The organism is Vagococcus fluvialis, assembly GCF_048815235.1.
In the GTDB taxonomy this organism is placed as follows: domain Bacteria; phylum Bacillota; class Bacilli; order Lactobacillales; family Vagococcaceae; genus Vagococcus.
Genome location: NZ_JBMEAO010000018.1, coordinates 46,002 through 72,550, shown reverse-complemented (window position 1 = coordinate 72,550; position 26,549 = coordinate 46,002). Strand labels below are relative to the sequence as shown.

Sequence of the window (26,549 nt, the reverse complement as noted above, 5' to 3'; positions counted from 1 at the left end):
AGCGGATAAAAATGAAATTAGGTGGACTGTGTCCTGTTGATTTCCGTCTTAAGATGGCAGTTTAAGACAATAAAAAAGGAGTAGATTTCTCTACTCCAAAAAAGTCTAACTTTTAGGGTTCACTACAATTAGAAAAGGAAGAATACATTATTGTATTACCTGGTAAAGGCATTTTTGTTAAAAACATCCGAAATTACAAACCAAACACAATGAAAGAAAACGAACTTAAACAAGAATTTCAATTAATGCTCTTAGAGATGCATTATCACAATATCTCCCAAGAAACATTAGAAAGTTGGATAAATGAATTTGATTCCAAGGTGGTGGCTGATAAATGAGAGTCGTCGATTTAAAAAAGAGTGTTAATGGAAGAACCATTATTGAAGATGTTTCTTTCCAACTAAATTTAGGAGAAATCACTGGGTTAATTGGTCGCAATGGTTCTGGGAAAACAACGCTCTTTCGAACCATTAGTAATCTTTACATTAAGGACCACGGTGATGTTTTTGTGGATCAACATTCTCTGTATGACCACTCTATTTACCGAGAACAGTTATTTTACTTAGATGAACAGTTTCATTTTCTAAATAACCAAACACCAAAAAAAATTGAGAAAATATATAAAGAATTATATAGCTCTTTTGATTCTGAGAAATATGCGAGCCTTTTAAATAAGTATCAGCTTGATCCTAAACAAAAAGTTGGCCAGTTGTCTAAAGGTAATCGTGCCCTTTTTAAAATGATTTTGGCCTTTTCTTCTCAAGCCAAATACTATATCTTTGATGAGCCCTTTGATGGACTCGATTTAATCATTAAGAAAAAAGTGATTAATTTGTTACTTCATGAAGTTAGTTATAATCAATGTTCAGTCATTGTTTCTTCTCACAATTTGGTGGAATTAGAACATTTAATTGACCATGCGATTATTTTAAAAGAAGGAACCATTTTTAAAGATTTCGATTTACAAGGCATAAAAGAAGTGACTAAAAAATTCCAAATGGTCTTTCAGAAAAAAGAAATTCCAGCTGTAGTTAGAGATAATTGTCAGATTATCCAAGTTCATGGCCGTGTCTTAATTGCCGTCTTTGAAAAAATGACTGAGGAACTTTACGAAGAAATTCTTAGTTTAAATCCTGTTTTATTTGAGGAAGTTCCTCTAACGTTAGAAGATATTTTCTCATCTCAATTCGCGGACGAATCTGATTACCAGTTATTTATTTAAAAGAAAGGAGAAAACGATGAATCCTTCTCTCAAAAAAATTCTCATCAACCGATACAAAGGACCTTTAGTCATTCTCATCTTACTGATTTTAGGTATCTACACGTTTCAAACGATTTCAGGCATTACCTCTTGGAAAACAAATTATACTTATTTTAATACACCAGCTGCTCAAAAAGATTTTGATGAACAACTTAAAAATTCTTATGATTTTGAAGACGAGCAAGCAGGCAATATTTTTCTCTATTATGATTTGAAAAAAGAACATGCTATCTACACCGATAACTTTAAAGAGTACAAAGATTATTCTTTGACTATCTTTAATCCAATAACTGACGCTAATCAGTTAGCTTATAACTCTTATTCTTATTACGACGAGCATTTTTTATTTCTATTAGTAATAGTAATGGTCACAGGGGTTCTTTTATTTTTATATGACTTAAAAACTCAATTTACGGCAGCTTTATTTTCTAGTAAATACCGAAGAAAAGATATTTATTGGCATAAAATGATTATTGTAGGCTCTACTTTAGCTGGTACTTTATTAGTAGCTAAAATGATATCATTACTAGCCTACCGTTTTTTCATTCCTTCAGAATTTTTAAATATTTCTCTCCACCAACAGCTTATGTCCACTTTGTCTGGTTGGCTGACGCTAATTGCTCTTTTTGTCATTAGTAGTTTTATTGGTATGTTGTTTGGAGAATGGTTATTCGGAATTGCTACGATTGGGATTATCTATTTCAGTTTCTCTTCTTTCATGATTAATTTAGACTCAATTTATCGAACTATTTTTGTGGATGAAGCCGCGTCTCCTATGACTGTTGACAACAACATTTTAGAGCACGCTTTACCTGTGGTTCAAACATCTATTGATAAAATTAATCTCGTGCCGTTATTAGGAATTGTCCTTTTAGCCAGCATTCTTTTATTTGTAGGTAGTAAATTATTTCAAGCTATCTCTTTAGAACGTATGGGAGAAGCCATTTTAGTTCCACAATTCAGTAGATTACTGCAAGTATTTATTATTTTTTATGGGATGATTCTTTTCTCAACTAATATCTTTTTACTAACTTTTTTCCCAGGAGACTCAATACCTACCAGTTACATAGTCTTCGGAATACTCAAAATACTCGCTTGGTTCCTTGGCTTATGGTTCGTTACAGAATTCACATTATTCAACAAAAAATCGAAAATTATAAGAAAATTAAGCTTTTTAGACATTTAAAAGTCTTATCAATTGATTTTATCTAATATAAGTAATATACTTTAATTATAAATAGAAAGATTTATGAGATGAAGGGACGTAATCAATTTCTGATGCGCAATGGGGGTCAATATTAAATCTATTCTAAACCAAAGAGAGCCTGACATAATATGTCAGGCTCTCTTTGGCATTATTCTGTATTACTTGACGAATTTATTTTTTTTAGATAAAATACAAAATTGTGAGTTCACTCACCGCCTTATGTTGTTAGAATCATTTTTAAGGAGGTTATTTTTATGAAACAACAACCAAGTACATTAACTAAATTGGTAAATGTGTTGAAATTAAATCCAACATTTACTTTTATTATGGGTGAAGACAAAACTGTGTAGTATTAGCTACACGGTTTTTTATTTTGTCCAGATCATAATGAGTTCATTTTCTTGATTCTCTTCATCGTTCCCTTTTTCTGTTACTTTAAAGCCTTCACGAAGATAAAAACGATACGCTCCCTCATTCTTCTCATAAACAGCTAAAGACAACTCTTTGTGATCTTCTTTTGCTTCATTCAAAAGTTTTTGACCAATTTTTTGACCTTGATAGTCTGAATCAATAAAAATCCCAGCAATATAGCTATCCATAATCCCCATAAAACCAACAATCTTGTCATTTATCACATAAGTATAAATGCTCGCTTGAGGTAACATTGATTTGACTTCTTCTAAATGTTCTAACCAATAGCTTTCTGGAATAAAATCATGAGCATTAATATTGGCATTCAACCAAATATGACTGACTTCTTCTAAAGCTTCTCCGGATAAATTTCTTATTTTTTTTATCATATTATCACTCCTTTTTCTAGCTTGTACTTTAGAACTATCCTAACAAATTCTATTAATAAAAACAAAATTATTCTGTTCTCTTGACAACAACGAACAAACGTTCTTATAATATAAAGACTAGATAAGAGGTGATTCCATGAAAAAACTATTTATTATTTTATTACAACCCAACGTAACCTTAGTACAAGCTAAAAAACATGAGTGTCAACTTCTATGGACACCACTCAATAAGAGCTTTAAAGTTCGTTTATCTGATGACGGTCGACTCCTCGTCTCCCCTAATCCTTGTGAAAATACTGCCATTTTTTCTTTATTTAAAGAAACTTTTTTAAAGAGTCAAGCAGAGTATCAAATGAAAAGCGGCTTAAACACACTTCTGATAAGTCCTCATCAAGAAGACTATCTATTTGATTCAGGTTTCGCAAGACTTTATCAAAGCCAACCAAAAGAAAAAGAGCCTACAAAAATTATCCCACTGCATACACATTAACTAAAGAAAATAACACAATTTTGATTTTTTTGTGTTATTTTCACAAAAAAGTGCTATACTTTAAGTAATAAATACCTTTTTTAACCACCCTTATGAGATTACTAAAAAGTATAAGGAGATGTTTTTATGTACAAATTCAACACCAACAATTATTTATACATTTTTATTCTCGCCTTACTCTTTACTTTAGTCTTCGAATCTTGGCAAAAAGGATTCGTCGGAGCAATTGTTGCCATTATTACTTTATTAATTTCTAAAAGAGAACATATCAATAATCATTAAAAGGAGTTTTTATTTATCAGAAAATCGTATTTCGATGGAGGCCTACTAAGCTACATAGGTACTCAATTACTAGCTTTTCTTGTCACTGTTTTAACATTTGGAATCTGCGCGCCCTGGGGAATTTGTATGAGATACAACTGGTCAATCAAACATAAAGTTATTGATGGTCGCCGTTTGTATTTTGATGGAACCGCAATTCAGTTATTTGGTAATTGGATTAAGTGGTGGTTTTTGACAATTATTACGTTTGGTATTTACGGCTTTTGGGTTCATATTAAACTAGAGAAATGGATAACTTCTCATACCCATTTTAGACATTAGGAAAAAGCTTAAGCCTAAGTGATATTCACTTGGACTTAAGCTTTTTTATTAAAACGGCATGTCACTTAAAGATATCATCAAAGCATCATACTCCTCTTCGATTTTATAACCCATGTCCTTTTCAAAACGAGCCATTTCAATTCCTCTAAGAATCTCTTGAATTTTTAATTCGGTAAAAGGCTTCGTTAATTTTGCTTGAGTTTCTTTATCATATAAAGCGAGATTGTTGATAGCTTGTTGCCAATACTTGGCACTTGCTAAATAAGTTTGCACACTAGCGCTTTCTTCTAATCCTTCAGCTTCCATAATACTGATATAATCATGATAATTCATTGATACACCGGCTCAAATAACATTTTAGCACCATCAAAATGAAAGCGTAGAATTCCCAAAGTACCTTCACGATTTTTGCGAATCACTAACTCTTTTTGACTTGGATTCCCATCCACGGGTTGATGTAAAAAAGCCACCACATTACTATCTTGCTCAATGCTACCACTTTCTCTTAAATCACTTAAAATCGGTGTTTTATCTTGTCTGTATTCAACTCCTCGAGATAGTTGAGACAACAAAACAATCACAATATTGAGTTCATTGGCTAAAATTTTTAACTCTCTTGTGATAGCTTCTATCTCAAGACGACGATCTTTATGCCCGCCACTAATCCGAATCAATCCTAAATAATCAATCACTGCCATGTACGGCTTCTTACCATGGTCAAAAATTCGAGCTTTGATATGAGTTTTAATACTTTGAATCGTACTAGCAGTATCAAAAACTTTTAAATTATAATCACGCAATTCATCCAGTGTTTGTTTAACAGCTTCTTTTTCATTTTCTAACAAAACTTGATTGGGTCGCCTTAAATCGTTCGTTGATATTCCTGTTTTTAACGACACAAACCGATTCACTAACTCCTTTTTGTTCATCTCTAAGGTAAAAATATCCACTGCCATCTCTTTATTTCTTTTAATCGCCTGTTCAACTAAATTAATCGTAGCAAAAGCAGTTTTTCCGACTCCAGGTCTAGCACCAATTGTCACAAGCATGCCACCATATAAACCACCACCTAATTTGTAATCTAAATTAGGAAACGTCTTCACGCCACTATCTCCATCATGGTTTAAAGAGTAATCAATGGTCTGAAATGTCTGCTCCAAATCGCCACTTTCTTTTGATTCAGTAAGTCGCTCCATTTGTGATAACAAACTTTTCAACTCTTCTTTAATGGAATCAGATAAATTAGTCGTCCCTTGTTGACACACTTCCTTTAGAGAAACAGTTAAAAACGCTTGATGAAGACTAAGCACGTGAGATTTTATTTGACTCGTTGTGACGACGTTATTTTCAAGTTCAACAAGGTCTTTAAACAGAATTGTCGTATGAGGGTTTAATTGTTTTAAAAAATGAAAAATATCAAATAATGAACTGGCTTCTCCTTTCAATAACTCTAAACAAACAAATAACTCTTGGTACATTGGCACAAGAAACCACTCAGCTTGGCAATCAATTTCAGTTACTAACTTTGGTTCTCTAAGTAACTCACTGACAATTTCTCTCTCAATAGCCACATTAATCATTAGCGAAACTCCTCTGGTACTTCGACATAATTTAGTGGCTCAGTCTTTGTTTGCGGCATTTTCTTAGTATTTTTTCTAGCCCATGATAAAAGTGTTATATAATGACTTTTATATTGCCGATTGGTTGAACCAATGTATAAAGATAACTGGTCAATCCTCTCTTCATAGTCTTCAAACTCTCGCTTAAGTTTGTTTAGTTCAGATTTCGTTAAATAAACATTTTGAAGTTCGCCATAACTATCTATTTCTTTATCTTTATCTAATTCTTTATCTATTGCGTTACTTGGTGTAGTTGAAACGTTATCCGTAACGTTACTACTTGCTAAACTCTTTTGCTTGGCTCTAAAATTAGCTTGTCTAATCCGATTTTGTTCACGAATTTTTGTTAAACTTTCTGTTGATTGATAGTTTTCCCAATTTTTAATAAAATAGACATTTTCAAATTGTTGAATCATCCCGTATTTCTCAAAAGTTGATAAAGCTCCTTCCACAAATTCTTCAGAAAAATCAAAATCTGCTGCTAAATCTTCAGCCGAATAAGCCAAACCTTCCGTTAAATATAGACCACCTGAACGATTACTCTCCCCTGCTCGTGTTAAAAGAAACACCCAAAATAACACTAAACTATTACCATCAGGCATCTTCCTAATTCGCTTAATCTTTCTGTGATCTGAAAGATTAATCGCCAACTTAATCCACTTTGCTTCTGCCATTTTATCCCGTCCCTTTCAAAGTTATGATAATTGCTACCTCTACTATTAGTAACGAAACAAAAATTGAAAATTTATACCTCTTTTTTAATTTCTAATGAAAATGCCATAAAAAAAAGTAAAGAAAATATTAACTTTTAAAATAAATTAAAAGTTATTTCTTGTCTTTTAAATGATTAAGTAGTATATTAAGTAAGGAATTTCGTTATGACTGATCAAGTCGCCTTTTAATTAACATCAGAAAGGAGAATGTATATGACATTCAATAACAAACAATTAGAATATCGTGTAACTTTAGATACTGAATTAAATCTATTTGTCGTTTTTTCTAAAAATGATGAGACTAAATTCGCTACAGGTACAACGATTCAAAACGCAGTAACTGAATTACAAAAAATCGCATAAGGAGTCACCAACCTAATGAATATTGCATATTCTTACTGAGAGCATTTACCTATTTCCATGACAGGTAGATGCTTATTTTTTTTGATTAAAAAAGAAAATAAATTAACTGATGTTATTAATTTCATGAATACTTCTTTTGTTTATATAACTAAATTTTATTTATTCCAAAATAAATTAATGTTATACTTTTTTAAAAGGGGGGGGTTTCATGATATACGTAACGCCATTTGTCTTACCATTATTTTATGCTCTTATTCTTTATTTTATTATTCGTGAAGCTGTCACTAATGGAATTAAAAACGCAAGAAAGACTAGAAAAACAAACCATAGACAAGATTAATAGCCAAAAAAGTAACCTCAACTAATCTTAGTGAGGTTACTTTTTTAGGTTATTCAAGACACTGTTTGTTGAATTAAAAGTTGTTATTTATTCTTCAATAATTGCTTTCATTTATATAAAGATCTCAAATCAATATTCTTAGTAAGTAAATTATCGAGACATTCAGTTAAGTACTCATCATTATGTTCTGGATAAATAGGCATTTTAATCTCTTTTATTTCTGGTAGTGCTACAAATGAATCACACTTCAATCCTCTATATAAAGGATTCTCCCATACGCTGTTTGGTTTATATCCACGGTTTTTCATTTCATTCATAACCTGTTGATGATATTGAAATAATTCTACTGGCGTATAATCAAACACATAGTTAACAGTACTATGAGGTTTCCCCCACCCATTCCCTCTTAACGCACAACATTCTCTATGCTGACCTAATAATTGTTGTCTTGGTAAATTCTTGATTAAGCTTTCATGCCATAATCGCATCTTCATCACCTTCTATTTTTTCTTATCTTAATAATAAGTTTTATAAAGTATGCATGCAATTAAAAGAGACTAAAAAAATGTTCCTCATACAAAAAAACAGCCAGTCGCTACTGTATGGTTAAGTAACGACTGGCTATTTTTAACTCTAAAATAAGATAGAGACAGAAAACCTGAGCTCTATCAAATCATAATTAAGTTAGTTTTAAATCATAAATAAACATGGTTAAAAATCTTCATTACCACGAGCACAAATGTATTCAATTTACACATTGTATCTTAAAAATTACGTCTTAATTAAATCTAAGATCATTTCAATTTTTGGAGAATATATATACTTACTAAAAATTTCACTTATGATCTCGCTAACATTTCTATAAACTAATGTAGGAGTATTAGATACAGCATAAAAATAATGTTTATCTATAGAATCATATCTTATGGGGTTTTCAATTGTAGTGAAATCTGTATCTTCTATAGTATTACCAACATCTGCAGCCACATCAATAATCAAGCAACCTTCTTTAATTACTTTTCGCTCCTTTTTTGTAATAATAGCCACACCTTCACTACCAACATCTATTCCATTAATTATAATATCAAATTTTTCGATTTGCGCTTTAAATTCAGGTATTGTTTTTCTGTAAAACATTCTTACGTTATCAGAAAATTTAGATATCGCATGAAATGAGCCTTGAGAAACATTTCCAGAACCTAACACTGCTATTTTTTCTTCATTAGTCGGAAATAATCCGTAACTTATTAAAGCGTGAATTGTCCCAGCATACCCAGCATAAAAACTATTTTGATAAATAAAATCTGTTGGTATCCATTTTGGTTGATATTCTTTTCCATCATAAAATACTGTTGGCTTTTTATTATCTAAATCAACAACAACTAATTTTTTGGGAATCGCCTGATTTATCATAAAAGACTTTCCAGAACCATTGGGATGTGTCCACCCTATAATAATTTGATTATCTCGAATGTATTCATAATCACTTGGTTGTATTAGCTTTAAAGAAAATATAGCTTTACATGTTGAAAATATTTCGCTTCTTTCTAATATCGTGACTCCTTTTTTTCTGTATTCTTCATCCGATATATTTAAACTGTCACCAAAACCTGATTCAACAAAAATATCATTTTGAAAATCTTTAATGTGTTTTGGAAGTAATGATACTCTCTGTTCATTTGGAAAACTGGATTTAATAAAACCTAGTTTCATAATATTTCCCTCTCTGTATGATATTCCAATTAGTAACGTAGCATCTATTACAAGTATACGCTTTATTACGCACCATTACCACAAGCGACAACGTGCTCATGTCCATGTTCAACGAACAATGGTATCTATCCACCTATTTCAACAGCAGCAAGAGAGCAACTAGCTGAAAAATCGAATGATTTCATAGACTCCCTATTTGTTATTTAATCACCTGATGATTACTTATTTTCTGATGATATTTTTTCATATTTAAGAGAAATTGAATACCCTTTGAATACCCTTTGAATACCCCCAAGGTAAAACATACCCCAAAATAACGAAATACAGTTTTTAAATAAAAAAAACAAAAATACTACAAATATTGATTCACCAACATTTAGACAAAAAAACAGCCAGTCGCTACTGTATGGTCAGTAACGACTGGCTGTTTTCAACTCTAAAATAAGATGGAAGCGGCGGGATTTGAACCCGCGTCCAAACACATTGCCACTTAAACTTCTACGCTTATAGTTATGCTATTTAAAATTCGCTTTGCCCTATGCCACACAACCGGCCTTAAGCATCGCTAGTCTGATAATCTCTTTTAAACTTTACAGACGGAAAAGTTTAATGTATCCCACTAATTTTGAGACCCTTACCCGAGCACATGGGCGATGCCGGGAGGATCTTCACTCGCTGTTTTTAGGCAGCTAAAGCGAAAGTATTGTTTTCGTTTTTAGCAGTTATATTTAACTGTAACGTTTTTACGTAGACGTAACCTACGAAGCGCAATTCAAGCTCAATTATGCCTGTCGAATCCATAACGCCCCCTTATTTTTAACTCATTTAGTATAACATAAAGTTATTGTTTTTCAAACAAAAGAATCCCATTCTACAAAGAATAGGATTCTAATTTGTTATCTTTTAATATTTTCAGCGTATTTGTTTAGATTTCTTAAATATTGACGACGACAGATTAAGAAAAATAACACTTGGAAGAAAATATAAACACTTAATATTTGGAACATATAGACAGCAACAGGCAACTCAATCATTAATCTTAAAGCACTCATTGCTGCAATAAAATGCAGTGCTGAGATAACAAACGGAATAAAGAACATTATAAGCATCTCTGTTGTTACCATTTTTCGGCGGCGTTTTTCTGGCACACCTAGAATATGCAATGAACGATGGTATTTTCCGTCTTTTTCTAATTCACCAAATAGTTTAAAGTAAATGATGCTACATGAGAAAGTAAAGAATACTGAGCCTAGTAACACACTGATTAATAGAATCGTGCCATTCTTTTGCTTCGTATCCATCCACGTTTTGTACATAGTTGAAAAAACTACGCCTTCAGCTTCTAAATCTAACATATCCTTAATTTCTTTATCAGATAAGTCTTCTTCTGGTTGTTTATCAATACTCTTAAAATAATTCTCCATTTTATCTGTATGCGATTTGGTTTGTTCGCTTAAATAGTTAATAATCTCATTATTTAAATTTTTATCTTCTTGCCATTCATTGAAATGAATTAATTGCATCGGACTGTATTCATATGATTGACGTTTAAGTAACTCTTCATATTTTTTATCAGATGTTACTGTCAAATTAGGACGAGAAGATAAGGATAATTGAATACTTGAGAAAGTAACCTCAATAGGCACGATTTCTTCTTTATCCTCTTCATAATAAATAATGTTTTGATCTAAAGTGGTTCCTTCTAAATCTTTTGATTTAACAGCATTTAATTCTGAATTACTACTAACTAGTCGTAAAAATGACGCATCATCAGCTAATTGAATAGGTTCTTTCCCCATAAAAGTCAGCATCTCATTGATTTGACTTTGACTAATGACATTTATATAGTTCAGGCCATCCTCACCACTGGGCTCTAACCACAACTCAACAGGTGTAACTTCTTGAGATAAAGTGTGATAACCTGCTTTTTGAATCATATCTTCTACTGTTTTGATTCGTTCTTGATACATTTTTTTGCTTTTATCAGTTGGATTCCCATAGTTTTCTTGTATAACAACCGCAAAAGAATCCCCTTGAGTACTACCAAACTCATACCCACCAACGGCCTTTGAAACACCAATTCCCACAAAAGCTACGGCACCAACAATTGAGATTAAGAAATACATCATCGCATTACTTTTCATCCGCTGCATTAAGTTACTAATGGTTAACATATTGCCATTTTTAAAGAAGATATTGCGCTTTTTTAAAGAACGAAAAATGCGAATACTAGCATATTTAAAGAATAAGAAGGTCCCTAAAATCGTAATTAACACACAAGCGATTAAGGTTTCTAGTCCGACATTCATCATCAAGATGCCACCCATTGACAAGGCAAATAGATAAGCTAAACCATAACCGATTAAAATGAAGATAACACCTAAAATGGTTAAGAAAAGGCTTGTTTTAGGTTCAGCCACAATATCGTCATTACTAAATTTCATTTCTGTAAAGTCTAACTTTCTCAAATTAAAGACTGTAAAAATAGAAATTAAGATAAAAATAACCCCGTAAACTAACCAAGTTAAGCCAATTGCTTTAATCGGAAAATAAAAGGCTAATCCCTCATCAATCGCTAAAATATTTTGAGAAACAAGTAAAATTAATTTTGAAAAAATTAAACTCGTAATCGTTCCCAACAAGATGGAACTAAAGCCTAGTAATAAATTCTCATACAAAATCATTTTTTTCAGTTTTTTCTGAGACATTCCAATGGTTAAATACACCGACAATTGTTTTTTTCTACCCTTTAAAAACGTATTAAATGCATACCATAGAAAAACAAATGACATAATAGCAATCACAACTTCTGACACTTGAATCCCGAAGTTAGCCATTTCAGACATACTAGCACTGCTACCACTTAACCGGTCACCTAAATCAGGGTGGAAATAAAGCAATGAGAACACAAAGAAAACCATCACTGAAAATAAACTACTAAAAAAATAAGTTAAATAGTCACGCCCATTTCTAATAACATTACGAAAGACGAGTTGATTGAAATTCATGATTCGTCCCTCCTAAATGTGACAAGACATCCAAAATATTCTGATAGAATAACTCGCGATGCTGACCACAATAAATATCATTATAAAATTGCCCATCTTTAATAAAAACCACTCGATTTGAATAACTAGCAGAAATTGGGTCATGAGTTACCATAATCGTTGTTACATCACGTTCTTTATTAACTTCTGACAAAATAGCCATCACATCTCCTGCAGCTTTCGAGTCTAAATTTCCTGTTGGTTCATCAGCTAAAATAATATCAGGATCGTTAATTAATGCCCTAGCAATCGCAATTCGCTGCTTTTCTCCACCTGAAGCTTCATGAATTCGATTGTTAGCTAAGTGTGAAATTCCTAAATCTTTCATCAACTGCTCTGCCTTAATTTTCATGACAGAAGCTGATTTATTATCTAATGTTAATGGCAACATGATGTTTTCCATAACAGTCAATGGTGGTAACAAATTAAAATCTTGGAACACAAAACCGATTTTTTTCAAACGGAATAAACTAAGTTGGTCTTTGGTCATCGTTGAAATGTTTTTATCATTAATTTCAAGTTGACCGTTTGTTGGTTTATCTAGCGTTGCAATAATATTTAAAAGCGTTGTTTTTCCACTTCCTGAAGGTCCCATAATGCTTAGAAACTCTCCCTTTTCCACTGCTAAATCAATTTTCTTTAAGGCTTCGTAAGGAACCACACCTTGATATATTTTGGAAACTTTATCTAATGTAATAATTGACATGATAAGTTCCTCCCTTCTTTTATTATCTACAGTTTACTAGATAACTTTTGATTGTTGTATAGCCTATGATGACAGTTTTCTTACAAGGCTGTCACCTTCATGAAACAATAATATTATTATGGTAAACCAATATAAAAAAAGTAGAATCTGAGACTCACTCAAATTCTACTTTAATCACTTATTTAGATTCTACCCACTTAGTAACAGCTGCGATAGCATCTTTCATTCCAGCTGGATTTTTACCACCGGCTTGGGCCATATCAGGGCGACCACCACCGCCACCACCTACGTGAGGAGCGATTTCTTTAATCAAGTCACCTGCTTTAAGACCTTTTTCATTCATTTCTTTACTCATAGCAGCAAGTAAGCTTACTTTACCATCTTGAGCTGTTCCCAACACTAATACATCAGAATAAGCGTTTTGTTTCCATTGGTCAGCTAATTGACGTAATTGGTTCATATCTTTAACATTCACTTCAGCTGCGATAACTTTAATGTCACCCACTGTTTGAATGTTTTGGAAGATTTGGTCTCCTTCAGCGTTAGCTAATTTAGAAGATAAGGCTTCGTTTTCTTTTTGTAACTCTCTTAATTGCTCTTGTAAGCTTTCAACTTTAGAAACAGTATCTTTTAATTGAGGAGCTTTCACTAAATGAGCTACTTCTTTAAGAGCCATTTCTTCTGCATGTAACACGTCAAAAGCTTCTTTACTTGTAACAGCTTCAATACGTCTTACTCCAGCACCGATTCCTGATTCAGAAGTAATCTTGAAGATTCCAATGTCAGATGTATTTCTAACATGAACCCCACCACATAATTCAACAGAGTAATCAGAAACGCTAACCACACGAACAACTTTACCGTATTTTTCGCCGAATAAAGCCATTGCGCCCATTTCTTTAGCCGTATCTACGTCTGTTTCGATTGTTTCAACAGCAATGCTTTCCCAAATTTTTTCGTTTACTTTTCTCTCCATCTCATTTAATTCTTCAGCCGTAACAGCTTCAAAATGAGTGAAGTCAAAACGTAAGTGAGTTGGCGTTACTAATGAACCAGCTTGGTTAGCGTGCTCACCTAACACATCTTTCAGTGCGCGGTGTAATAAATGCGTTGCTGTATGGTTTTTGATGATTTTGTTTCTTAACACATCATCAACTACTAATTCATAAGACGCATCTTTCGATAATTCACCAGTTACTTCTACCATATGTAATGGTTGACCGTTTGGTGCTTTTTTAACACTAACAACTTTAGCAACAACGTCACCACTAGCGTTTTTAACCACACCAGTATCAGCGACTTGTCCACCCATTTCAGCGTAGAAAGGCGTTTGGTTGAAAATTAATTGAGCTTCACCACTTGTCACAGTTGTTTGCTCTGCTTCTTCTTGAACGATTGCTACAAGCGTTCCTTGACTGACTGTTTTGTCGTAACCAATAAACTCACTTGCCATTTTTAATTCAGATAAAACAGCAGCTTGAACGTTCATTGAGTTTTCAGTTGAACGAGCAGCTCTAGCGCGTTCTCTTTGTGCTGTCATTTCAACTTCAAAGCCGTCATGATCTACTTTAAGACCTTCTTCTTCAGCCATTTCTTCGGTTAATTCAACTGGGAATCCATAAGTATCATATAATTTGAAGATATCTTTTCCGTCTAGAGTATCTTTTCCTTGCTCTTTTAATGAAGCAATTAAATCAGTAATAATTTGTAACCCATCATTAATTGTTTCATGGAATCTTTCTTCTTCAGTTTTAATGATTTTTTGGATAAAGTCTTGTTTTTCATTGATTTCTGGGTAATAACTTCCCATGATTTCACCAACAACTGGCACTAATTGGTAAAGGAATGCTTTGTCGATACCTAATTTTTTACCATGCATAACAGCACGACGTAATAAACGACGTAACACATAGCCACGACCTTCATTTGATGGTAAAGCACCATCACCAATAGCAAATGATACGGCACGAACGTGGTCAGCAATTACTTTAAAGCTTGTTTTCGTTGCTAAATCATCGTCGTATTTTTTAATTTGAGACATCTCTTCCGTTGCATGAATAATTGGTAAGAAAAGGTCTGTTTCAAAGTTAGTTGGTGCGTCTTGGAAGATAGATACCATACGCTCTAATCCCATACCTGTATCAATATTTTTTTGTGGTAATGGAATATATTCATGATTTTCAGTGTGGTTAAATTCTGAGAATACTAGGTTCCAGATTTCTAAATAACGTTCATTTTCGCCACCTGGGTAGTTTTCTGGATCATCTTCAGCCACATCGTTAAATTCTTGGCCACGGTCATAGAAAATCTCTGAGTCAGGACCACATGGACCAGCACCGATATCCCAAAAGTTATCTTCAATATCAATAATTGAGTCATTTGACAACCCAATTTCTTCATGCCAAATACGACGAGCTTCTTTATCTTCTGGATAAACGGTTACGTATAATTTTGATTTATCTAAAGCAAACCATTCTTCGCTTGTTAATAATTCCCAAGCCCAATGAATCGCTTCTTTTTTAAAGTAATCTCCAATTGAGAAGTTTCCTAACATTTCAAACATTGTGTGGTGACGAGCTGTTTTCCCAACGTTTTCAATATCGTTTGTACGAATACTTTTTTGTGAGTTCGTAATTCTTGGATTTTCTGGAATCACTGTACCATCAAAATATTTTTTTAATGTGGCAACTCCTGAGTTAATCCATAATAAACTTGGGTCATCGATTGGTACAAGAGAAGCACTTGGCTCTACTTGATGTCCTTTTGATTTAAAGAAATCTAAATACATTTGTCTTACTTCAACACTTGTCAGTTGTTTCATGTCTGTTTTCCTCCTAAAAAATATAAAAAAGCACCTTGCAGACAAGGACGTTTACCGCGGTACCACCTTGCTTGCAACGATGCTTTAACATTCATTACCTCTTTAGTACTTTTTAACGTAAGTAAGTCGTGATAATTTCTTATCAAAAAATGTAAAGATAGTCTCACTTTTATAGCACTCTTTCTTTTCACCTTCCAGAAAGCTCTCTAAACTGCTTAAAAATTCTATTCTTTACTAGCATACAAATTATAATGAAAATCACGAATGATGTCAACATTGACGCTATTTTTTAGGTAAATACTTGGAAATAAACTCAGTAATCGTCGTTTCATATTTCTCTGGGTTAGATTTAAAGCTTTCAGCGTGATCCGCCCCCTCAAATAAAACCATCTCTGTAGGTCCCTTAGTTGCGTCATACAGGTTATAAACAAACTTAGTTGGCACAAAGGTATCCTTGTCTCCATGAATCAATAACAGTGGCAATTTATTCTTAGCAAGCTGTTTACTAGAACTTGCTTCTTTGAAATTATACCCTACTTTCATATCTGTATACATGGAAGTTAAAGGAATTATTGGAAAAGCTGGTAAGCTAAACATCTCATCTAATTGATAAGTCAGTTCGTTTTGAACTGTGTCATAACCACAATCTGCAATGATCAGCTTCACTTGTGGTGGTAATTCCTCACCACTTGTCATCATCACAGTTGACGCTCCCATACTGACACCAAATAAAATGATTTCTTCTTCTGCTCCTTTTTCTTTAAGGACTTCATCAATCCACTTCACATAGTCTAAACGGTCCAACCAACCAAAGCCTACATATTTCCCTTCACTCGTCCCATGACCTCGATTATCTGGTACTAACACGTCATAACCCATCTTATAAAACATCTCAGCGTATTGTCCCATAGCTAATCCATCACTCATATAACCATGAGCCACAATCACTGTAGTATTCGTTTCCTTTGGCTGTGTCACGTAACGCGCATTTAGCTTCAATCCATCATCTGATGTAATGGAACGCTCACTTAAATTCCCTTCTGCAAACTTCCATTTCTTTTCTAATTTGGCTACATTTTCACTTTTTATAAAGTCTTTATCACCAGAAACAATAGCATAGTTGAACATATAATTCACACCAAATCCTAATCCGGCAACGATTAAAACAAAAAATACACAAAAAGTTATGATAATTTTCTTTTTCATAAAACGACTCCTTTAATTAATGGTATCATAATAGTAGAATAAAAATAAAAAGTAAAGGAGTTTATTGACATGATTTCAGTTGTCTTCAACAATCAACAATGGATAAAAGCCGCTTCATTCTTTTTGAGAACTCTTATTTTTGTTCAAGAGCAAAAAATTTCTCCAAAAGCCGAATTTGATGTCTATGACTCAGATCAGACCAACTACCTCGTCATTTTTTATCATCAAACTCCTGTTGCAACTGGTCGTTACCAGCAAGATGATCTAACAACTGTTCGCCCTGACCGCGTTTGTGTTCGCCGCGAATGGCGTAAAAGAGGACTTGGACGCCGAGTTATCTTAGAATTAGAGCAAGTTGGTCGTCAAAATAACTGTACTCTCTCACGTATCCATGGTGAAAAACAAGCCATTCCTTTTTATAAAAAATTAGGTTACAATGTCGTTTCCGATGAATTTATTGAGGATGGAATTATTTGTGTGAAGCTAGAAAAACAATTAAATTAATTTCTTACTGCCCGATTTTTTATCTGGCAGTTTTTTTGTATGCTTTATTTTTGACAAATTTATTTTTTTATTTTATTCTAAATGTAACAAATAAAGTTACATTTAATTTAGGAGGAATTTTTTATGAAAATCGGTATTATTGGTGCAACAGGAAAAGCAGGATCTTTAATCGCTCAAGAGGCAATCACTCGTCAACATGAGGTAACAGGAATTGTCAGAAACAAAGCAAAAGTAACAACTGATATGAACGTATTAGAAAAAGATTTATTTGATTTAACAACAGAAGATGTAGCAGCTTTTGACGTGATTGTTAATGCTTTTAACGCTCCTGGTGATAAACCAGAACTTCACGTAACAAGTGTAAAACACTTAGCTTCTATTTTAGAAAATACAAACACTCGTCTTGTCATGGTTGGCGGTGCTGGAAGTTTATTTACTAATGAAGCCCACACAGAACAACTAAAAGATGGAGCAGATTTCCCAGATGCTTACAAACCAACAGCAATAGCTATGAGTGAAGCTTTAGAAAATTTAAGAAAAGAAACTAAGTTTGACTGGTTATACATCAGCCCTGCTGCTTTCTTTAATGCTGAAGGTGTGAAAACTGGAAATTATGTTTTAGCTGGTGAAGAATTTACAACGAATGAAAAAGGAGAAAGTGTTATTAGCTATCTTGATTACGCGGCTGCTTTACTTGACCAAATAGAAACAAACAAGGATAATCACATTAGAATCAGTGTTCGTTACTAAATCAAGGAGGTGATGACTTGTCTACTAAACTCAGTGTTGCAGTTCATATTTTAAGTTTATTAGATATTGAAGCCGATAATCACTTAACATCTACTCAAATTGCAGGTAGTGTCAATACCAATCCTGTTGTTATTCGAAGAATCATGGGGCAACTAAAAAAAGCTAATCTGATTGAAAGTTACGTGGGTAAAAAATCAAATAAGTTATCTCGATTGCCTGCTGATATTACTTTATTAGACGTCTATCTAGCTGTTCATGAAGATGAGTTACCATTTGGTATTCATCAAAATACAGAAATTAAGTGTGTCGTTGGTAGTCAAATTCAAGATGTATTGGAAGACACTTACCAACAAATCCAAAATGAAATGATGGATTCACTTCAAAAAGTCACCTTAGCAGATATCACATCTCAAATGAGACAATAGAATAAGCCATTAAAAACAGCTTTCGTTTTTAATGGCTTATTTTTTTATTGTTGTTCCTAGTCACTTCTGACTAATGAGATATCTTATCAATAAATTCTCTTTGCATATCACCTAACGTTAGTATCTTTTTCATAATGATAAAACGCCATTTAGTATGAGACACTTTAAATCGCCATGTCACACTTAAGGAAAAGCCACTATTTTTTATTGATTCCTCAGACAAACTATCTCGTTTGATTTCAGTGACATGAATCACTTTTGTTAAGGTCACATTTAGAAAAATTAAATACAATATCTCTTCATCCATAACCATAATTACTTTATTACTTGGGCCTCCAAATGATTGAGATTCTGCATAACACACCACAGATTGTTCATTTCTATAAGCTTTCGAGAAGTTATCAATTAATTCTTTTGAAATAAACATTATCTTACTCACCATCTCTCTTTAATTAATATCTATCAATTATTCTTTGTAGTTCGTTTTTATACTTTACTTTCAATGATTCAGGGAAAATTATTTTAACATGTTTGCCTAAAGAGATTAAATACTGAATCATATAATCTTGATGCTCTTCGTTGTAACTCCCCTGAATCAAAGCTAATCCTTCAACTTCAACAAGCTTCATATTAGGATAATGTCGTTTAAGAAAGAGCTCTTTACCGTAATCTGTTAACTCACACTCAAATGCTATATCATGAAATTCAGTTTCATATAAATGCAGAAAAGACTCCATCTCTTCTTGAGTAAACGCTTGTCTACCTGAGTCATCAAAACTTAATTCAGTTAAATAATCACAACGAATCACCTGCCATTTTGCTTGCTCCACATCATAAGCATTACAAAACCAAACACCACTTCTGTAAAATAAATCGAATAACTGATAAATCTTCCATTCTTCTTTATATTGAGTATATTTGGTTTTTATTAGTTTTTTATTTAGAATCGCTTCTAAAATCAATGATAAGTGATTCACTGGTTTAACGGGTGACACCTGATGATAACTAATCACTTCTAATATTTTAGCTACCTCCTCTTGTTGTTTTTTAGGTAAAACTTCAAGAAGTTTTTTCCTTATTTGAGGATAAGACTTTTCAAAAGGAGTTGAAGAAACTAAGTCTAAAGATTTGATAGCAAAAAATATAGCTTGAATTTCTTGGTCATTAAAATTGATAGAAGTTAGTAGCTTTTGTTCTAATAATTTATAACTTCCCCCTCTTCCATAATCGGTATATAAAGCAAGTCCCATCTGCTCTAATTCTTGAACATCTCTTAAAGCAGTTCTTCTCGAAATATTAAAATTCTCCATTAAATCTTTCAGCTGAAATTTCTTTTTATCTTTTAGATAAATCAATTCTTGATTTAATCGTTCCGCCTTTTTCATATTTCCTCCCTTTAGGTGCCATTCTTTGACACCCTTTTTTATTATGATGATATCAAATGAAAGGAGCATCACCAAATGAAGACACTTATTATTAATTCACATCCAGATTATCAAAACAAAAAACACTATTCTTATGAGTTTCAAGAACATTTTCTAACTTTGTTCAAACAAAAATGCCCATCAAGCCCCGTAGAGATTTTAAATCTCTATGAAAATGATATTCCCCGTATTGAAAATGGCCAATTATTAAGTATTTGGAATAAAAAGCAACAAGATTTAACACCTGAAGAACAGCAGATAGCTAAGACATCACAGGCATTATTGACACAATTTAAAGCTTATAAACGAATCGTCTTAATCATGCCTCTTCATAACTTTAATGTAGAGTCGCGCATGAAAGACTACATTGACAATATTTTAATCGCTCGCGAAACTTTTAAATACACTGAAAACGGCTCTGAAGGCTTGATGACTGACGATTATAAACTATTAGTCATTCAATCCAGTGGTTCGATTTATACAAATGAAGACCGTTATCAAAAACTTGATATTAGTCATTTATACCTAGAAGGGATTTTTAAAGAGATTATGGGCTTTTCAGCTGTCGATATGGTTCGAGTCGAAGGAACTGCTATTCTTCCTAAAAAAGAAATTATCACTAAAGGACTTTTAGACTTGAATCAAGCATTTGATAACTTCTATGCATAACAAAAAACCTTCAGAACGTATCTGAAGGTTTCTTTAATTATTTCTGTTTCATCAAACGTAACCCATTTAAAGTTACTAACAAAGTTGCTCCCATATCAGCTACAATAGCAATCCATAAGGTTAACCAACCTGGGATTATTAAGAGTAACGCCAATAATTTAATTCCTAAAGAGAAAATAATATTTTGTTTGATGATTTTCAGTGTTTTTCGACTTAAGCCAATGATAAAGGGTAATTTTTGTAAATCATCTCCCATAAGAGCTACGTCAGCGGTTTCTAATGCCGTATCCGTTCCAGCTCCTCCCATGGCAATGCCAACAGTTGAAGCCGCTAGAGCTGGGGCATCATTCACCCCGTCACCTATCATGGCGACTTTACCATAAGTTTTTTGTAATTGTTTGATATAATCTAATTTGTCCTCAGGCATCAAATCCCCTTTGATATCCGTTACGCCAATCTCTGATCCAATAAATTGAGCTGTTTTAATATTATCCCCTGTTAACATAATCGTGTGTTCAATTCCTAGTTGATGAAGTTTCTTAATGACTTCTTTACTGGATTCTCTTACTTCATCTGCCACAGCGATAACTGCCAGAATCTCTTGTGTTGTTCCAAAAATCATGGCCGTTTTACCTTGTTCAAGCAATCGATCATAATCTTTCATAATGATTGATTGTTCAATTAATTCCTCATTAAAAAGTTTTGGACTACCTACTAAATAATTGACACCTTGATAAACTCCTTCGATCCCTTTTCCAGTAATAGAGCTAAAATTTGTAATATTAATAGAGGAATAGTTCAATCCTCGTCTATCCGCTTCATTCACTATAGCTGCTGCTAAAGGATGTTGTGATAAGACTTCTAAAGCAGCAATCACCATCAGATAATCTGATTCATGTTGACTTTCACTCACTAAAAAGTCTGTCACAACTGGTTTACCTTTAGTTAGAGTACCTGTTTTATCAAAAGCAATGGCCTTTAAACCACCTAATTCTTCCAGATAAATACCACCCTTAACTAACACACCATTTTTGGCTGAATTTCCAATCGCTGAGACAATTGAAACAGGTGTTGAAATCACTAATGAACAAGGGCATCCTACTACTAATAAAGATAAACCTTGATATAACCACGTATTCCAATCTCCACCAAAAAATAGTGGAGGGATAACAATAATAAGAGCAGAAATCGCCATAATCGCTGGTGTATAATATTTAGCAAAAGTATCCACAAAAGCTTGCGCTGGGGCTCTTTCTCCTTGAGCTTCTTCAACAAGATGAATTATTTTCGCAATCGTTGTATCATTAACATGTTTTGTGACTTCGACTTCTAAGGCACCTTCTTCGTTTAAAGTACCTGCAAATATGTCATCATTGACTTGTTTATCAACGGGCACTGATTCACCCGTAATAGCCGCTTGATTAACAGCAGAATGTCCTTTAATCACCACACCATCCATGGCAATTTTTTGACCTGGCTTAATAAGCATTACGTCACCAATTTGGATATCAGCAACAGGAATCGTTTGCTCTTGATTGCCTCTTCTAATTAAAGCTTCCTTAGGTGAAATATCCATCAAAGAACGAATCGACTGTCTTGCTTTATCCATGGAAAAGCGCTCCAAAGCTTCGCTAATAGCAAATAAAATAACTACAATCGAGCCTTCTGCCCATTCACCAATAATACTTGCCCCGATAATAGCAACAGTCATTAAGACTTCCATTGAAAATTCAAGCTTTAATAAATCTTTAATTCCTTCAATAAACAGATTAAAACCGCCAATTACTATAGCTGATACAAAGAAACCAATCGAAATAGCTGATTCCTCTCCTTGTGTTAAACGAAAATAGAAAGCAATCCCAATTAAAATCACCGCAACTATTAAAGTCCAATTCCTTTTCAAGAAAGGCTCTTTCACTTTTTCTTTATTCGTTTTATCTGCTTCATCTTGAATAATCAAATTCTCAAAAGCTCCCGCTGATTCAATTTCTTCAATGGTAGCTGTTCCTTCAACCGCAATCTTACCTGCACCAAAATTTACTTTTGCATCTGTCACACCTGAAATCTCTTTAACATTTTTCTCAAATTTCCCCGCACAATTTGTACAACTTAACCCTTCGACTCGGTAATTCTTAGTGCTCATTAAGCATCTTCCTTTTCTAGTTCTTTACCAAATACAAGTAACTCTCGAATACGTTTGTCAACACTAAAGTAATAAACGAGTTTCCCTTGTTTTTTACTATCAATGACCCCTAATTTTTTTAATGATTGCAAATGATGGGACGTGGTAGCATTGGTTGCGCCAATAATATTAGCAATATCACAGACGCATAACTCTTCCTCAAAAGCCAAAGAATGTAAAATTTTAAATCTATTTTCGTCGGCTAGTAGTTTAAATAGACTACTTAGATCTCCTACATTGACTTCATTGATTTTACTTTTTGCTCTTTCGACCTGTTCCTCATGAATACAAGTAATCTCACACGTTTCAACTGTCATTTCATTATCCCCTTTCGATATTCAAGTGTTCGTTTGAATATATAATATATTAATTCGAATAAACATTCAAGTCTTTGTTTGAATATAAAAAGCACCTATCAATGACAGGTGCTTTTAAAACTAATTTTATGCCATATGTTTTCTAATCCCTTGAGGAATCATCACAACTTCTGGCGCTAAATCTACTGCTTTAATGGTTTTATCAATACATTCATCCCAATACGCTAAATGTTTCTGATCTATCCAATGAGTGGACTCTTCCACTTCTTGTCCACCTTCTTCTTGAACCGAATACCAATATAGATATTCTTCCCCATCTAACACTTCTCGAAAAATCGTTTCAACATACATTTTTTCTTGCTCCAAAGTGATTAAGGTTTCTTCCATGTGGTCATTTAAAAATGTTAGCCATTCATTCACAACTTCTGTTTTTCCCTTTTTGACTTTAAAACGTGTTAATTCAACTTGTAGCATCAAATCACTCCTTTTTTATCTTTTAATTATACGTTATTTCGAAAATAAATGATGGAACGACATTTACTAGATTAAAAAAAAAGCTAACCAAAAACTGGTTAGCTTTTTCTAATCACTATAATTCTTTAACAAATATCGTTTCAATTGCGCCGTGAACTGTTTCAGATTGAGTTAAGGCTTGATAGCCATATTTTTCATATAAGCCAATTTCTCCACTCACCACATAGACCTCACCAAAACCGATTTCTTTTAAATAGCCTTCAGCTTGAGTCAATAACTTCTCCGACACTCTCTGACCACGGCAGTTTTCTGATACAAATACATAACCAATAAATGGCGTCAGAGTTGAGTCTAGTAATCCGTCCTCTTTACTTATAGTACAAAAACAAGCTATTTCTTCTGTTTCTGCTAATCCGACCATGACAACTTCCCAATCAGAAAAATGATTAGACCTCATTTTATCAGCTAATGACTGACCAGCTCGCCATGAAACTTGAGCGATTTTATCAGCCATTTCAAGCCATTTGTCATCGGTAGATTGTAGCATTTCAAAATGTAATGTCATAAATAAACCTCTTTTTTAATTCATTATAACATTATTAATCTTTAACAAACATGTTATTTTGATACTTCTGAAGCTGGTGATGTAGTTCCTGCTTCCACTAATTTACCTTCTTCTGTTAGTTTTTTGATTAATTCATCAACAGTCATGTTTTCTTCTTTAGCCATTTTTTCTAAATCTACCACATCTTCACTAGCTGTTGCCTCTGTCATAGTCTCTGTCAATGGTAATCCATCTGTCAATCTGCCTTCTTTTGTTAATTTCTCTGTTAATTCATCTAGAGACATATTCTCGTCTTTTGCCATTTGCTCTAAATTCACTGTATCCTTATCAGTTGAATTGGCTAAGGTTACTGTTGTCACCCCTGCAATTCCTAAAGCGCCTAAGATAATTGTTGATAAAATGATTTTTTTCATGGTAATCTCTCCTAATAATTTTTTATTTGGTACACTTAGAGTATATAAAATGGGGTGTTAAATTAGAGTTAAGAACATTTAACATCTATTTAACACCCAGTCATTTATACTTAAACCAACGAGGTGAAGAAAATGAGAATACTAGTAGTCGAAGATGAACTAGATTTGCAAGAAGCCATTATTGAAGGCTTACGATTAGACGGTTACGCTGTTGATGGCGCGTCTGATGGTGAAGAGGCTTACGAAAAAATAATGATTGAGACTTATGATTTAATCATTTTAGATATCAACCTACCTAAATTAAATGGCTTACAGTTATTGGAAAAAATTAGACAACACAATTCCCAAGTTAAAGTATTAATTTTAAGTGCTCGTGGTAGTATTTCGGATAAAGTGACCGGATTGGATTACGGTGCAAATGATTATCTCATCAAACCCTTTGATTTTTTAGAACTTGAAGCAAGAATTCGCAACTTGTTGAGATGGCAATTCACATCTGAAAATTCTCTGATTGAATACGGGCCACTTGTTCTCAATTCTAATAACAAAACTCTAACTATCAAGGATGAATCCATCAAATTAACTAAAAAAGAATATGGCATTTTAGAATACTTACTTAACAATCAAGATAAAATCATTAGTCAAGAAGCACTTATTGAGCATGTTTGGGATGAATTAGCGGATCCCTTTAGTACTTCTGTTCGGGTCCATATTGCCACTTTAAGAAAAAAATTAATTGAGAAACTTGATTTTGATCTTATCGAAACACGTGTTGGTGAAGGTTATCTGATTAAAAAGGAGGACAACTAAATGTTCAACAAACTCTCTTTACGAATCAGATTGTCCTTAGGTGTGATGTTTATTTTACTAATATGTACGTTATTTTTAACGTTAGCTTTAAATCGATCAGCTATCAATATGACTAATACCATTGAAGCTGGTGTATCAGTTCCAGCCATGTCGCTTGAAGAAGCTCAGCCAATTGAAGCTGCCCCGACTGTTAATCAGATTCAACAATCTTATCAGTTAAGAAGTTTTTTACTTCTTAGCCTTATTATTATTTTAGGTGGGTTAGCCACCTATCTTTTGATAAAGAAACTTTTATCTCCTTTAGAAACACTGGAGAAAGCTATGGATAAACGAACAGTCAGTAATTTGGCTGAGAATATTCCTTTACCAAAATACGATGATGAAATTGCTAGTTTGACAACTAGTTTTAATGACATGACAAATAAATTGAATGACTCTTTTATAATTCAACAAAACTTTTCAGCTCATGCTGCCCACGAATTAAGAACACCACTAGCTGTTCTAACAACGAAGTTAGATGTTTTTCATAAAAAAGAACATCGAGAATTAGTTGAATACAATCAACTATTAGATAATTTTGATAAGCAGATTCAACGATTATCAGAAATTGTTGATAGTCTATTAACCTTATCCCAACCAGTTGATGAAACTGAACTAAAATCAATCCATTTACATGAAACTGTACAGGAAATTGTAACTGAACTTAATCCTTTATACCCAAGTATCAAAACCAACATAAAACTCGATTCATCCATCATATATGGACATCCAGGTTTAATTCATCAAGCTTTGTTTAATGTTATTGAAAACAGCTTTAAATATAGTTTTGAAGATGGTACTGTCTCTATTCAATTAAGTGATATTCAACGTAGGCCGACTTTAATGATAAGTGACCAAGGACCTGGTATTTCAGAAGAAGATAAATCTCTTATTTTTAATCCATTCTACCGGGTAGAAGAATCACGTAACAGACGTTTAGGTGGTTCTGGACTAGGCTTAACATTAGTAAAATATGTCCTAGATAATCATCAGGGAACAATAGCTATCAGTGACAATTCCCCTCAAGGCAGTATTTTCACCCTAACATTTAACAAAAAAAGCAAGAGCTAACCTAAAGTGGTTGTCTC

The 26,549-nt window shown here is 33.2% G+C and carries 30 protein-coding genes and 1 other RNA gene; 13 read left to right on the top strand and 18 right to left on the bottom strand.

From position 1 onward, the window contains the following. The first annotated feature begins 334 nt into the window (after positions 1-334). Positions 335-1,222: an ABC transporter ATP-binding protein gene (locus tag ACODH8_RS12080; protein ID WP_332464299.1), complete on the top strand. Its 888-nt coding sequence runs from the start codon at positions 335-337 to the stop codon at positions 1,220-1,222. 16 nt (positions 1,223-1,238) lie between these two features. Then, on the top strand, positions 1,239-2,447 hold the full coding sequence (locus ACODH8_RS12075) for a hypothetical protein (RefSeq protein ID WP_332464300.1): 1,209 nt from the start codon (positions 1,239-1,241) through the stop codon (positions 2,445-2,447). Between the two features lie 389 nt (positions 2,448-2,836). Here ACODH8_RS12075 and ACODH8_RS12070 read toward each other — a convergent pair whose 3' ends face one another. Further along, positions 2,837-3,268, bottom strand: coding sequence for a GNAT family N-acetyltransferase (locus ACODH8_RS12070; RefSeq protein ID WP_332464301.1), 432 nt, complete (start codon positions 3,266-3,268; stop codon positions 2,837-2,839). A gap of 136 nt (positions 3,269-3,404) precedes the next feature. On the opposite strand from ACODH8_RS12070, the gene ACODH8_RS12065 reads away from it, so the two are divergent. The 3 genes from ACODH8_RS12065 (at position 3,405) to ACODH8_RS12055 (ending at position 4,361) form a co-directional block, all read left to right on the top strand. Then, positions 3,405-3,758 (top strand): hypothetical protein, encoded by a 354-nt coding sequence (locus ACODH8_RS12065; protein ID WP_332464302.1) that lies wholly within the window; start codon positions 3,405-3,407, stop codon positions 3,756-3,758. Between the two features lie 126 nt (positions 3,759-3,884). Beyond that, complete coding sequence (locus ACODH8_RS12060; RefSeq protein ID WP_332464303.1) at positions 3,885-4,040, top strand: hypothetical protein; 156 nt, start codon at positions 3,885-3,887, stop codon at positions 4,038-4,040. Positions 4,041-4,055: 15 nt separating this feature from the next. Beyond that, a complete protein-coding gene (locus tag ACODH8_RS12055; RefSeq protein WP_332464313.1) occupies positions 4,056-4,361 on the top strand; it encodes a DUF898 family protein in 306 nt (101 codons plus the stop codon). A 48-nt stretch (positions 4,362-4,409) separates the two neighbouring features. Here ACODH8_RS12055 and ACODH8_RS12050 read toward each other — a convergent pair whose 3' ends face one another. Genes ACODH8_RS12050 through ACODH8_RS12040 form a run of 3 tightly spaced genes read right to left on the bottom strand, consistent with a single transcriptional unit; the run spans position 4,410 to position 6,654 of the window. Further along, entirely contained in the window at positions 4,410-4,694 is a 285-nt protein-coding gene (locus ACODH8_RS12050; protein ID WP_332464304.1) for a hypothetical protein, read from the bottom strand. Then, complete coding sequence (locus ACODH8_RS12045; protein ID WP_332464305.1) at positions 4,691-5,941, bottom strand: DnaB-like helicase C-terminal domain-containing protein; 1,251 nt, start codon at positions 5,939-5,941, stop codon at positions 4,691-4,693. The genes ACODH8_RS12050 and ACODH8_RS12045 overlap by 4 nt, the downstream gene beginning before the upstream one ends. Continuing rightward, positions 5,941-6,654 (bottom strand): phage replisome organizer N-terminal domain-containing protein, encoded by a 714-nt coding sequence (locus tag ACODH8_RS12040; RefSeq protein WP_332464306.1) that lies wholly within the window; start codon positions 6,652-6,654, stop codon positions 5,941-5,943. Before ACODH8_RS12040 ends, ACODH8_RS12045 begins: the two co-directional genes overlap by 1 nt. A 252-nt stretch (positions 6,655-6,906) precedes the next feature. Here ACODH8_RS12040 and ACODH8_RS12035 point away from each other — a divergent pair, with 252 nt between their 5' ends. Together ACODH8_RS12035 and ACODH8_RS12030 are read left to right on the top strand one after the other, a co-directional pair. Next, on the top strand, positions 6,907-7,056 hold the full coding sequence (locus tag ACODH8_RS12035) for a hypothetical protein (protein WP_332464307.1): 150 nt from the start codon (positions 6,907-6,909) through the stop codon (positions 7,054-7,056). A 208-nt stretch (positions 7,057-7,264) separates the two neighbouring features. Then, complete coding sequence (locus ACODH8_RS12030) at positions 7,265-7,396, top strand: hypothetical protein (RefSeq protein ID WP_332464308.1); 132 nt, start codon at positions 7,265-7,267, stop codon at positions 7,394-7,396. A 107-nt stretch (positions 7,397-7,503) separates the two neighbouring features. On the opposite strand, the gene ACODH8_RS12025 is transcribed toward ACODH8_RS12030, so the two are convergent. The 7 genes from ACODH8_RS12025 to ACODH8_RS11995 all read right to left on the bottom strand — a co-directional run bounded on the left by ACODH8_RS12025 (position 7,504) and on the right by ACODH8_RS11995 (position 16,889). After that, positions 7,504-7,884 (bottom strand): TIGR02328 family protein, encoded by a 381-nt coding sequence (locus tag ACODH8_RS12025; protein WP_332464309.1) that lies wholly within the window; start codon positions 7,882-7,884, stop codon positions 7,504-7,506. 283 nt (positions 7,885-8,167) lie between these two features. After that, positions 8,168-9,109: a N(5)-(carboxyethyl)ornithine synthase gene (locus tag ACODH8_RS12020; protein ID WP_332464310.1), complete on the bottom strand. Its 942-nt coding sequence runs from the start codon at positions 9,107-9,109 to the stop codon at positions 8,168-8,170. Between the two features lie 444 nt (positions 9,110-9,553). Continuing rightward, positions 9,554-9,919, bottom strand: a transfer-messenger RNA (tmRNA) gene (ssrA, locus tag ACODH8_RS12015). An 86-nt stretch (positions 9,920-10,005) separates the two neighbouring features. Next, positions 10,006-12,117: an ABC transporter permease gene (locus ACODH8_RS12010; protein WP_332464311.1), complete on the bottom strand. Its 2,112-nt coding sequence runs from the start codon at positions 12,115-12,117 to the stop codon at positions 10,006-10,008. After that, positions 12,089-12,862 (bottom strand): ABC transporter ATP-binding protein, encoded by a 774-nt coding sequence (locus ACODH8_RS12005; RefSeq protein ID WP_332464312.1) that lies wholly within the window; start codon positions 12,860-12,862, stop codon positions 12,089-12,091. The genes ACODH8_RS12010 and ACODH8_RS12005 overlap by 29 nt, the downstream gene beginning before the upstream one ends. Positions 12,863-13,040: 178 nt before the next feature. Next, positions 13,041-15,683: an alanine--tRNA ligase gene (alaS, locus tag ACODH8_RS12000; RefSeq protein WP_332466871.1), complete on the bottom strand. Its 2,643-nt coding sequence runs from the start codon at positions 15,681-15,683 to the stop codon at positions 13,041-13,043. 282 nt (positions 15,684-15,965) lie between these two features. Continuing rightward, on the bottom strand, positions 15,966-16,889 hold the full coding sequence (locus ACODH8_RS11995) for an alpha/beta hydrolase (RefSeq protein WP_332466872.1): 924 nt from the start codon (positions 16,887-16,889) through the stop codon (positions 15,966-15,968). A gap of 69 nt (positions 16,890-16,958) precedes the next feature. On the opposite strand from ACODH8_RS11995, the gene ACODH8_RS11990 reads away from it, so the two are divergent. From ACODH8_RS11990 to ACODH8_RS11980, 3 genes are all read left to right on the top strand, one after another. Beyond that, positions 16,959-17,393, top strand: a complete 435-nt coding sequence (locus ACODH8_RS11990) for a GNAT family N-acetyltransferase (protein ID WP_332466873.1) — start codon at positions 16,959-16,961, stop codon at positions 17,391-17,393. 123 nt (positions 17,394-17,516) lie between these two features. Continuing rightward, on the top strand, positions 17,517-18,143 hold the full coding sequence (locus tag ACODH8_RS11985) for an NAD(P)-dependent oxidoreductase (RefSeq protein WP_332466874.1): 627 nt from the start codon (positions 17,517-17,519) through the stop codon (positions 18,141-18,143). A gap of 17 nt (positions 18,144-18,160) precedes the next feature. Further along, complete coding sequence (locus ACODH8_RS11980; RefSeq protein WP_332466875.1) at positions 18,161-18,568, top strand: Rrf2 family transcriptional regulator; 408 nt, start codon at positions 18,161-18,163, stop codon at positions 18,566-18,568. Between the two features lie 70 nt (positions 18,569-18,638). On the opposite strand, the gene ACODH8_RS11975 is transcribed toward ACODH8_RS11980, so the two are convergent. Together ACODH8_RS11975 and ACODH8_RS11970 are read right to left on the bottom strand one after the other, a co-directional pair. Then, the gene (locus ACODH8_RS11975) at positions 18,639-18,995 is read right to left on the bottom strand and encodes a hypothetical protein (RefSeq protein WP_332466876.1); all 357 of its coding nucleotides are present in this window, start codon (positions 18,993-18,995) and stop codon (positions 18,639-18,641) included. A gap of 25 nt (positions 18,996-19,020) precedes the next feature. Then, positions 19,021-19,953: a helix-turn-helix transcriptional regulator gene (locus tag ACODH8_RS11970; RefSeq protein ID WP_332466877.1), complete on the bottom strand. Its 933-nt coding sequence runs from the start codon at positions 19,951-19,953 to the stop codon at positions 19,021-19,023. 75 nt (positions 19,954-20,028) lie between these two features. On the opposite strand from ACODH8_RS11970, the gene ACODH8_RS11965 reads away from it, so the two are divergent. Next, positions 20,029-20,661 carry an FMN-dependent NADH-azoreductase gene (locus ACODH8_RS11965; RefSeq protein ID WP_332466878.1) on the top strand — a complete coding sequence of 211 codons (633 nt, stop codon included), beginning with the start codon at positions 20,029-20,031 and terminating at the stop codon, positions 20,659-20,661. A gap of 37 nt (positions 20,662-20,698) precedes the next feature. Here the strand turns inward: ACODH8_RS11965 and ACODH8_RS11960 are convergent, their stop codons facing one another. The 5 genes from ACODH8_RS11960 to ACODH8_RS11940 form a co-directional block, all read right to left on the bottom strand. Further along, positions 20,699-22,804: a heavy metal translocating P-type ATPase gene (locus tag ACODH8_RS11960; RefSeq protein ID WP_332466879.1), complete on the bottom strand. Its 2,106-nt coding sequence runs from the start codon at positions 22,802-22,804 to the stop codon at positions 20,699-20,701. Continuing rightward, on the bottom strand, positions 22,804-23,160 hold the full coding sequence (locus ACODH8_RS11955; protein ID WP_332466880.1) for a metalloregulator ArsR/SmtB family transcription factor: 357 nt from the start codon (positions 23,158-23,160) through the stop codon (positions 22,804-22,806). The genes ACODH8_RS11960 and ACODH8_RS11955 overlap by 1 nt, the downstream gene beginning before the upstream one ends. Before the next feature lie 126 nt (positions 23,161-23,286). After that, positions 23,287-23,634 (bottom strand): DUF6176 family protein, encoded by a 348-nt coding sequence (locus ACODH8_RS11950; RefSeq protein WP_332466881.1) that lies wholly within the window; start codon positions 23,632-23,634, stop codon positions 23,287-23,289. A gap of 115 nt (positions 23,635-23,749) precedes the next feature. Then, the gene (locus ACODH8_RS11945; protein WP_332466882.1) at positions 23,750-24,199 is read right to left on the bottom strand and encodes a GNAT family N-acetyltransferase; all 450 of its coding nucleotides are present in this window, start codon (positions 24,197-24,199) and stop codon (positions 23,750-23,752) included. Positions 24,200-24,252: 53 nt separating this feature from the next. Then, on the bottom strand, positions 24,253-24,612 hold the full coding sequence (locus tag ACODH8_RS11940) for a hypothetical protein (RefSeq protein WP_332466883.1): 360 nt from the start codon (positions 24,610-24,612) through the stop codon (positions 24,253-24,255). Positions 24,613-24,744: 132 nt separating this feature from the next. On the opposite strand from ACODH8_RS11940, the gene ACODH8_RS11935 reads away from it, so the two are divergent. Together ACODH8_RS11935 and ACODH8_RS11930 are read left to right on the top strand one after the other, a co-directional pair. After that, positions 24,745-25,422 carry a response regulator transcription factor gene (locus ACODH8_RS11935; RefSeq protein ID WP_332466884.1) on the top strand — a complete coding sequence of 226 codons (678 nt, stop codon included), beginning with the start codon at positions 24,745-24,747 and terminating at the stop codon, positions 25,420-25,422. Next, complete coding sequence (locus ACODH8_RS11930; RefSeq protein WP_332466885.1) at positions 25,423-26,532, top strand: HAMP domain-containing sensor histidine kinase; 1,110 nt, start codon at positions 25,423-25,425, stop codon at positions 26,530-26,532. Positions 26,533-26,549: the final 17 nt, after the last annotated feature.

Bases quoted from the DNA above. Each gene is read 5' to 3' on its own strand.
- ACODH8_RS12080 (WP_332464299.1), top strand. From the start codon at position 335: ATGAGAGTCGTCGATTTAAAAAAGAGTGTTAATGGAAGAACCATTATT.
- ACODH8_RS12075 (WP_332464300.1), top strand. From the start codon at position 1,239: ATGAATCCTTCTCTCAAAAAAATTCTCATCAACCGATACAAAGGACCT.
- ACODH8_RS12070 (WP_332464301.1), bottom strand. From the start codon at position 3,268: ATGATAAAAAAAATAAGAAATTTATCCGGAGAAGCTTTAGAAGAAGTC.
- ACODH8_RS12065 (WP_332464302.1), top strand. From the start codon at position 3,405: ATGAAAAAACTATTTATTATTTTATTACAACCCAACGTAACCTTAGTA.
- ACODH8_RS12060 (WP_332464303.1), top strand. From the start codon at position 3,885: ATGTACAAATTCAACACCAACAATTATTTATACATTTTTATTCTCGCC.
- ACODH8_RS12050 (WP_332464304.1), bottom strand. From the start codon at position 4,694: ATGAATTATCATGATTATATCAGTATTATGGAAGCTGAAGGATTAGAA.
- ACODH8_RS12045 (WP_332464305.1), bottom strand. From the start codon at position 5,941: ATGATTAATGTGGCTATTGAGAGAGAAATTGTCAGTGAGTTACTTAGA.
- ACODH8_RS12040 (WP_332464306.1), bottom strand. From the start codon at position 6,654: ATGGCAGAAGCAAAGTGGATTAAGTTGGCGATTAATCTTTCAGATCAC.
- ACODH8_RS12035 (WP_332464307.1), top strand. From the start codon at position 6,907: ATGACATTCAATAACAAACAATTAGAATATCGTGTAACTTTAGATACT.
- ACODH8_RS12030 (WP_332464308.1), top strand. From the start codon at position 7,265: ATGATATACGTAACGCCATTTGTCTTACCATTATTTTATGCTCTTATT.
- ACODH8_RS12025 (WP_332464309.1), bottom strand. From the start codon at position 7,884: ATGCGATTATGGCATGAAAGCTTAATCAAGAATTTACCAAGACAACAA.
- ACODH8_RS12020 (WP_332464310.1), bottom strand. From the start codon at position 9,109: ATGAAACTAGGTTTTATTAAATCCAGTTTTCCAAATGAACAGAGAGTA.
- ACODH8_RS12010 (WP_332464311.1), bottom strand. From the start codon at position 12,117: ATGAATTTCAATCAACTCGTCTTTCGTAATGTTATTAGAAATGGGCGT.
- ACODH8_RS12005 (WP_332464312.1), bottom strand. From the start codon at position 12,862: ATGTCAATTATTACATTAGATAAAGTTTCCAAAATATATCAAGGTGTG.
- alaS (WP_332466871.1), bottom strand. From the start codon at position 15,683: ATGAAACAACTGACAAGTGTTGAAGTAAGACAAATGTATTTAGATTTC.
- ACODH8_RS11995 (WP_332466872.1), bottom strand. From the start codon at position 16,889: ATGAAAAAGAAAATTATCATAACTTTTTGTGTATTTTTTGTTTTAATC.
- ACODH8_RS11990 (WP_332466873.1), top strand. From the start codon at position 16,959: ATGATTTCAGTTGTCTTCAACAATCAACAATGGATAAAAGCCGCTTCA.
- ACODH8_RS11985 (WP_332466874.1), top strand. From the start codon at position 17,517: ATGAAAATCGGTATTATTGGTGCAACAGGAAAAGCAGGATCTTTAATC.
- ACODH8_RS11975 (WP_332466876.1), bottom strand. From the start codon at position 18,995: ATGTTTATTTCAAAAGAATTAATTGATAACTTCTCGAAAGCTTATAGA.
- ACODH8_RS11970 (WP_332466877.1), bottom strand. From the start codon at position 19,953: ATGAAAAAGGCGGAACGATTAAATCAAGAATTGATTTATCTAAAAGAT.
- ACODH8_RS11965 (WP_332466878.1), top strand. From the start codon at position 20,029: ATGAAGACACTTATTATTAATTCACATCCAGATTATCAAAACAAAAAA.
- ACODH8_RS11960 (WP_332466879.1), bottom strand. From the start codon at position 22,804: ATGAGCACTAAGAATTACCGAGTCGAAGGGTTAAGTTGTACAAATTGT.
- ACODH8_RS11955 (WP_332466880.1), bottom strand. From the start codon at position 23,160: ATGACAGTTGAAACGTGTGAGATTACTTGTATTCATGAGGAACAGGTC.
- ACODH8_RS11950 (WP_332466881.1), bottom strand. From the start codon at position 23,634: ATGCTACAAGTTGAATTAACACGTTTTAAAGTCAAAAAGGGAAAAACA.
- ACODH8_RS11945 (WP_332466882.1), bottom strand. From the start codon at position 24,199: ATGACATTACATTTTGAAATGCTACAATCTACCGATGACAAATGGCTT.
- ACODH8_RS11940 (WP_332466883.1), bottom strand. From the start codon at position 24,612: ATGAAAAAAATCATTTTATCAACAATTATCTTAGGCGCTTTAGGAATT.
- ACODH8_RS11935 (WP_332466884.1), top strand. From the start codon at position 24,745: ATGAGAATACTAGTAGTCGAAGATGAACTAGATTTGCAAGAAGCCATT.
- ACODH8_RS11930 (WP_332466885.1), top strand. From the start codon at position 25,423: ATGTTCAACAAACTCTCTTTACGAATCAGATTGTCCTTAGGTGTGATG.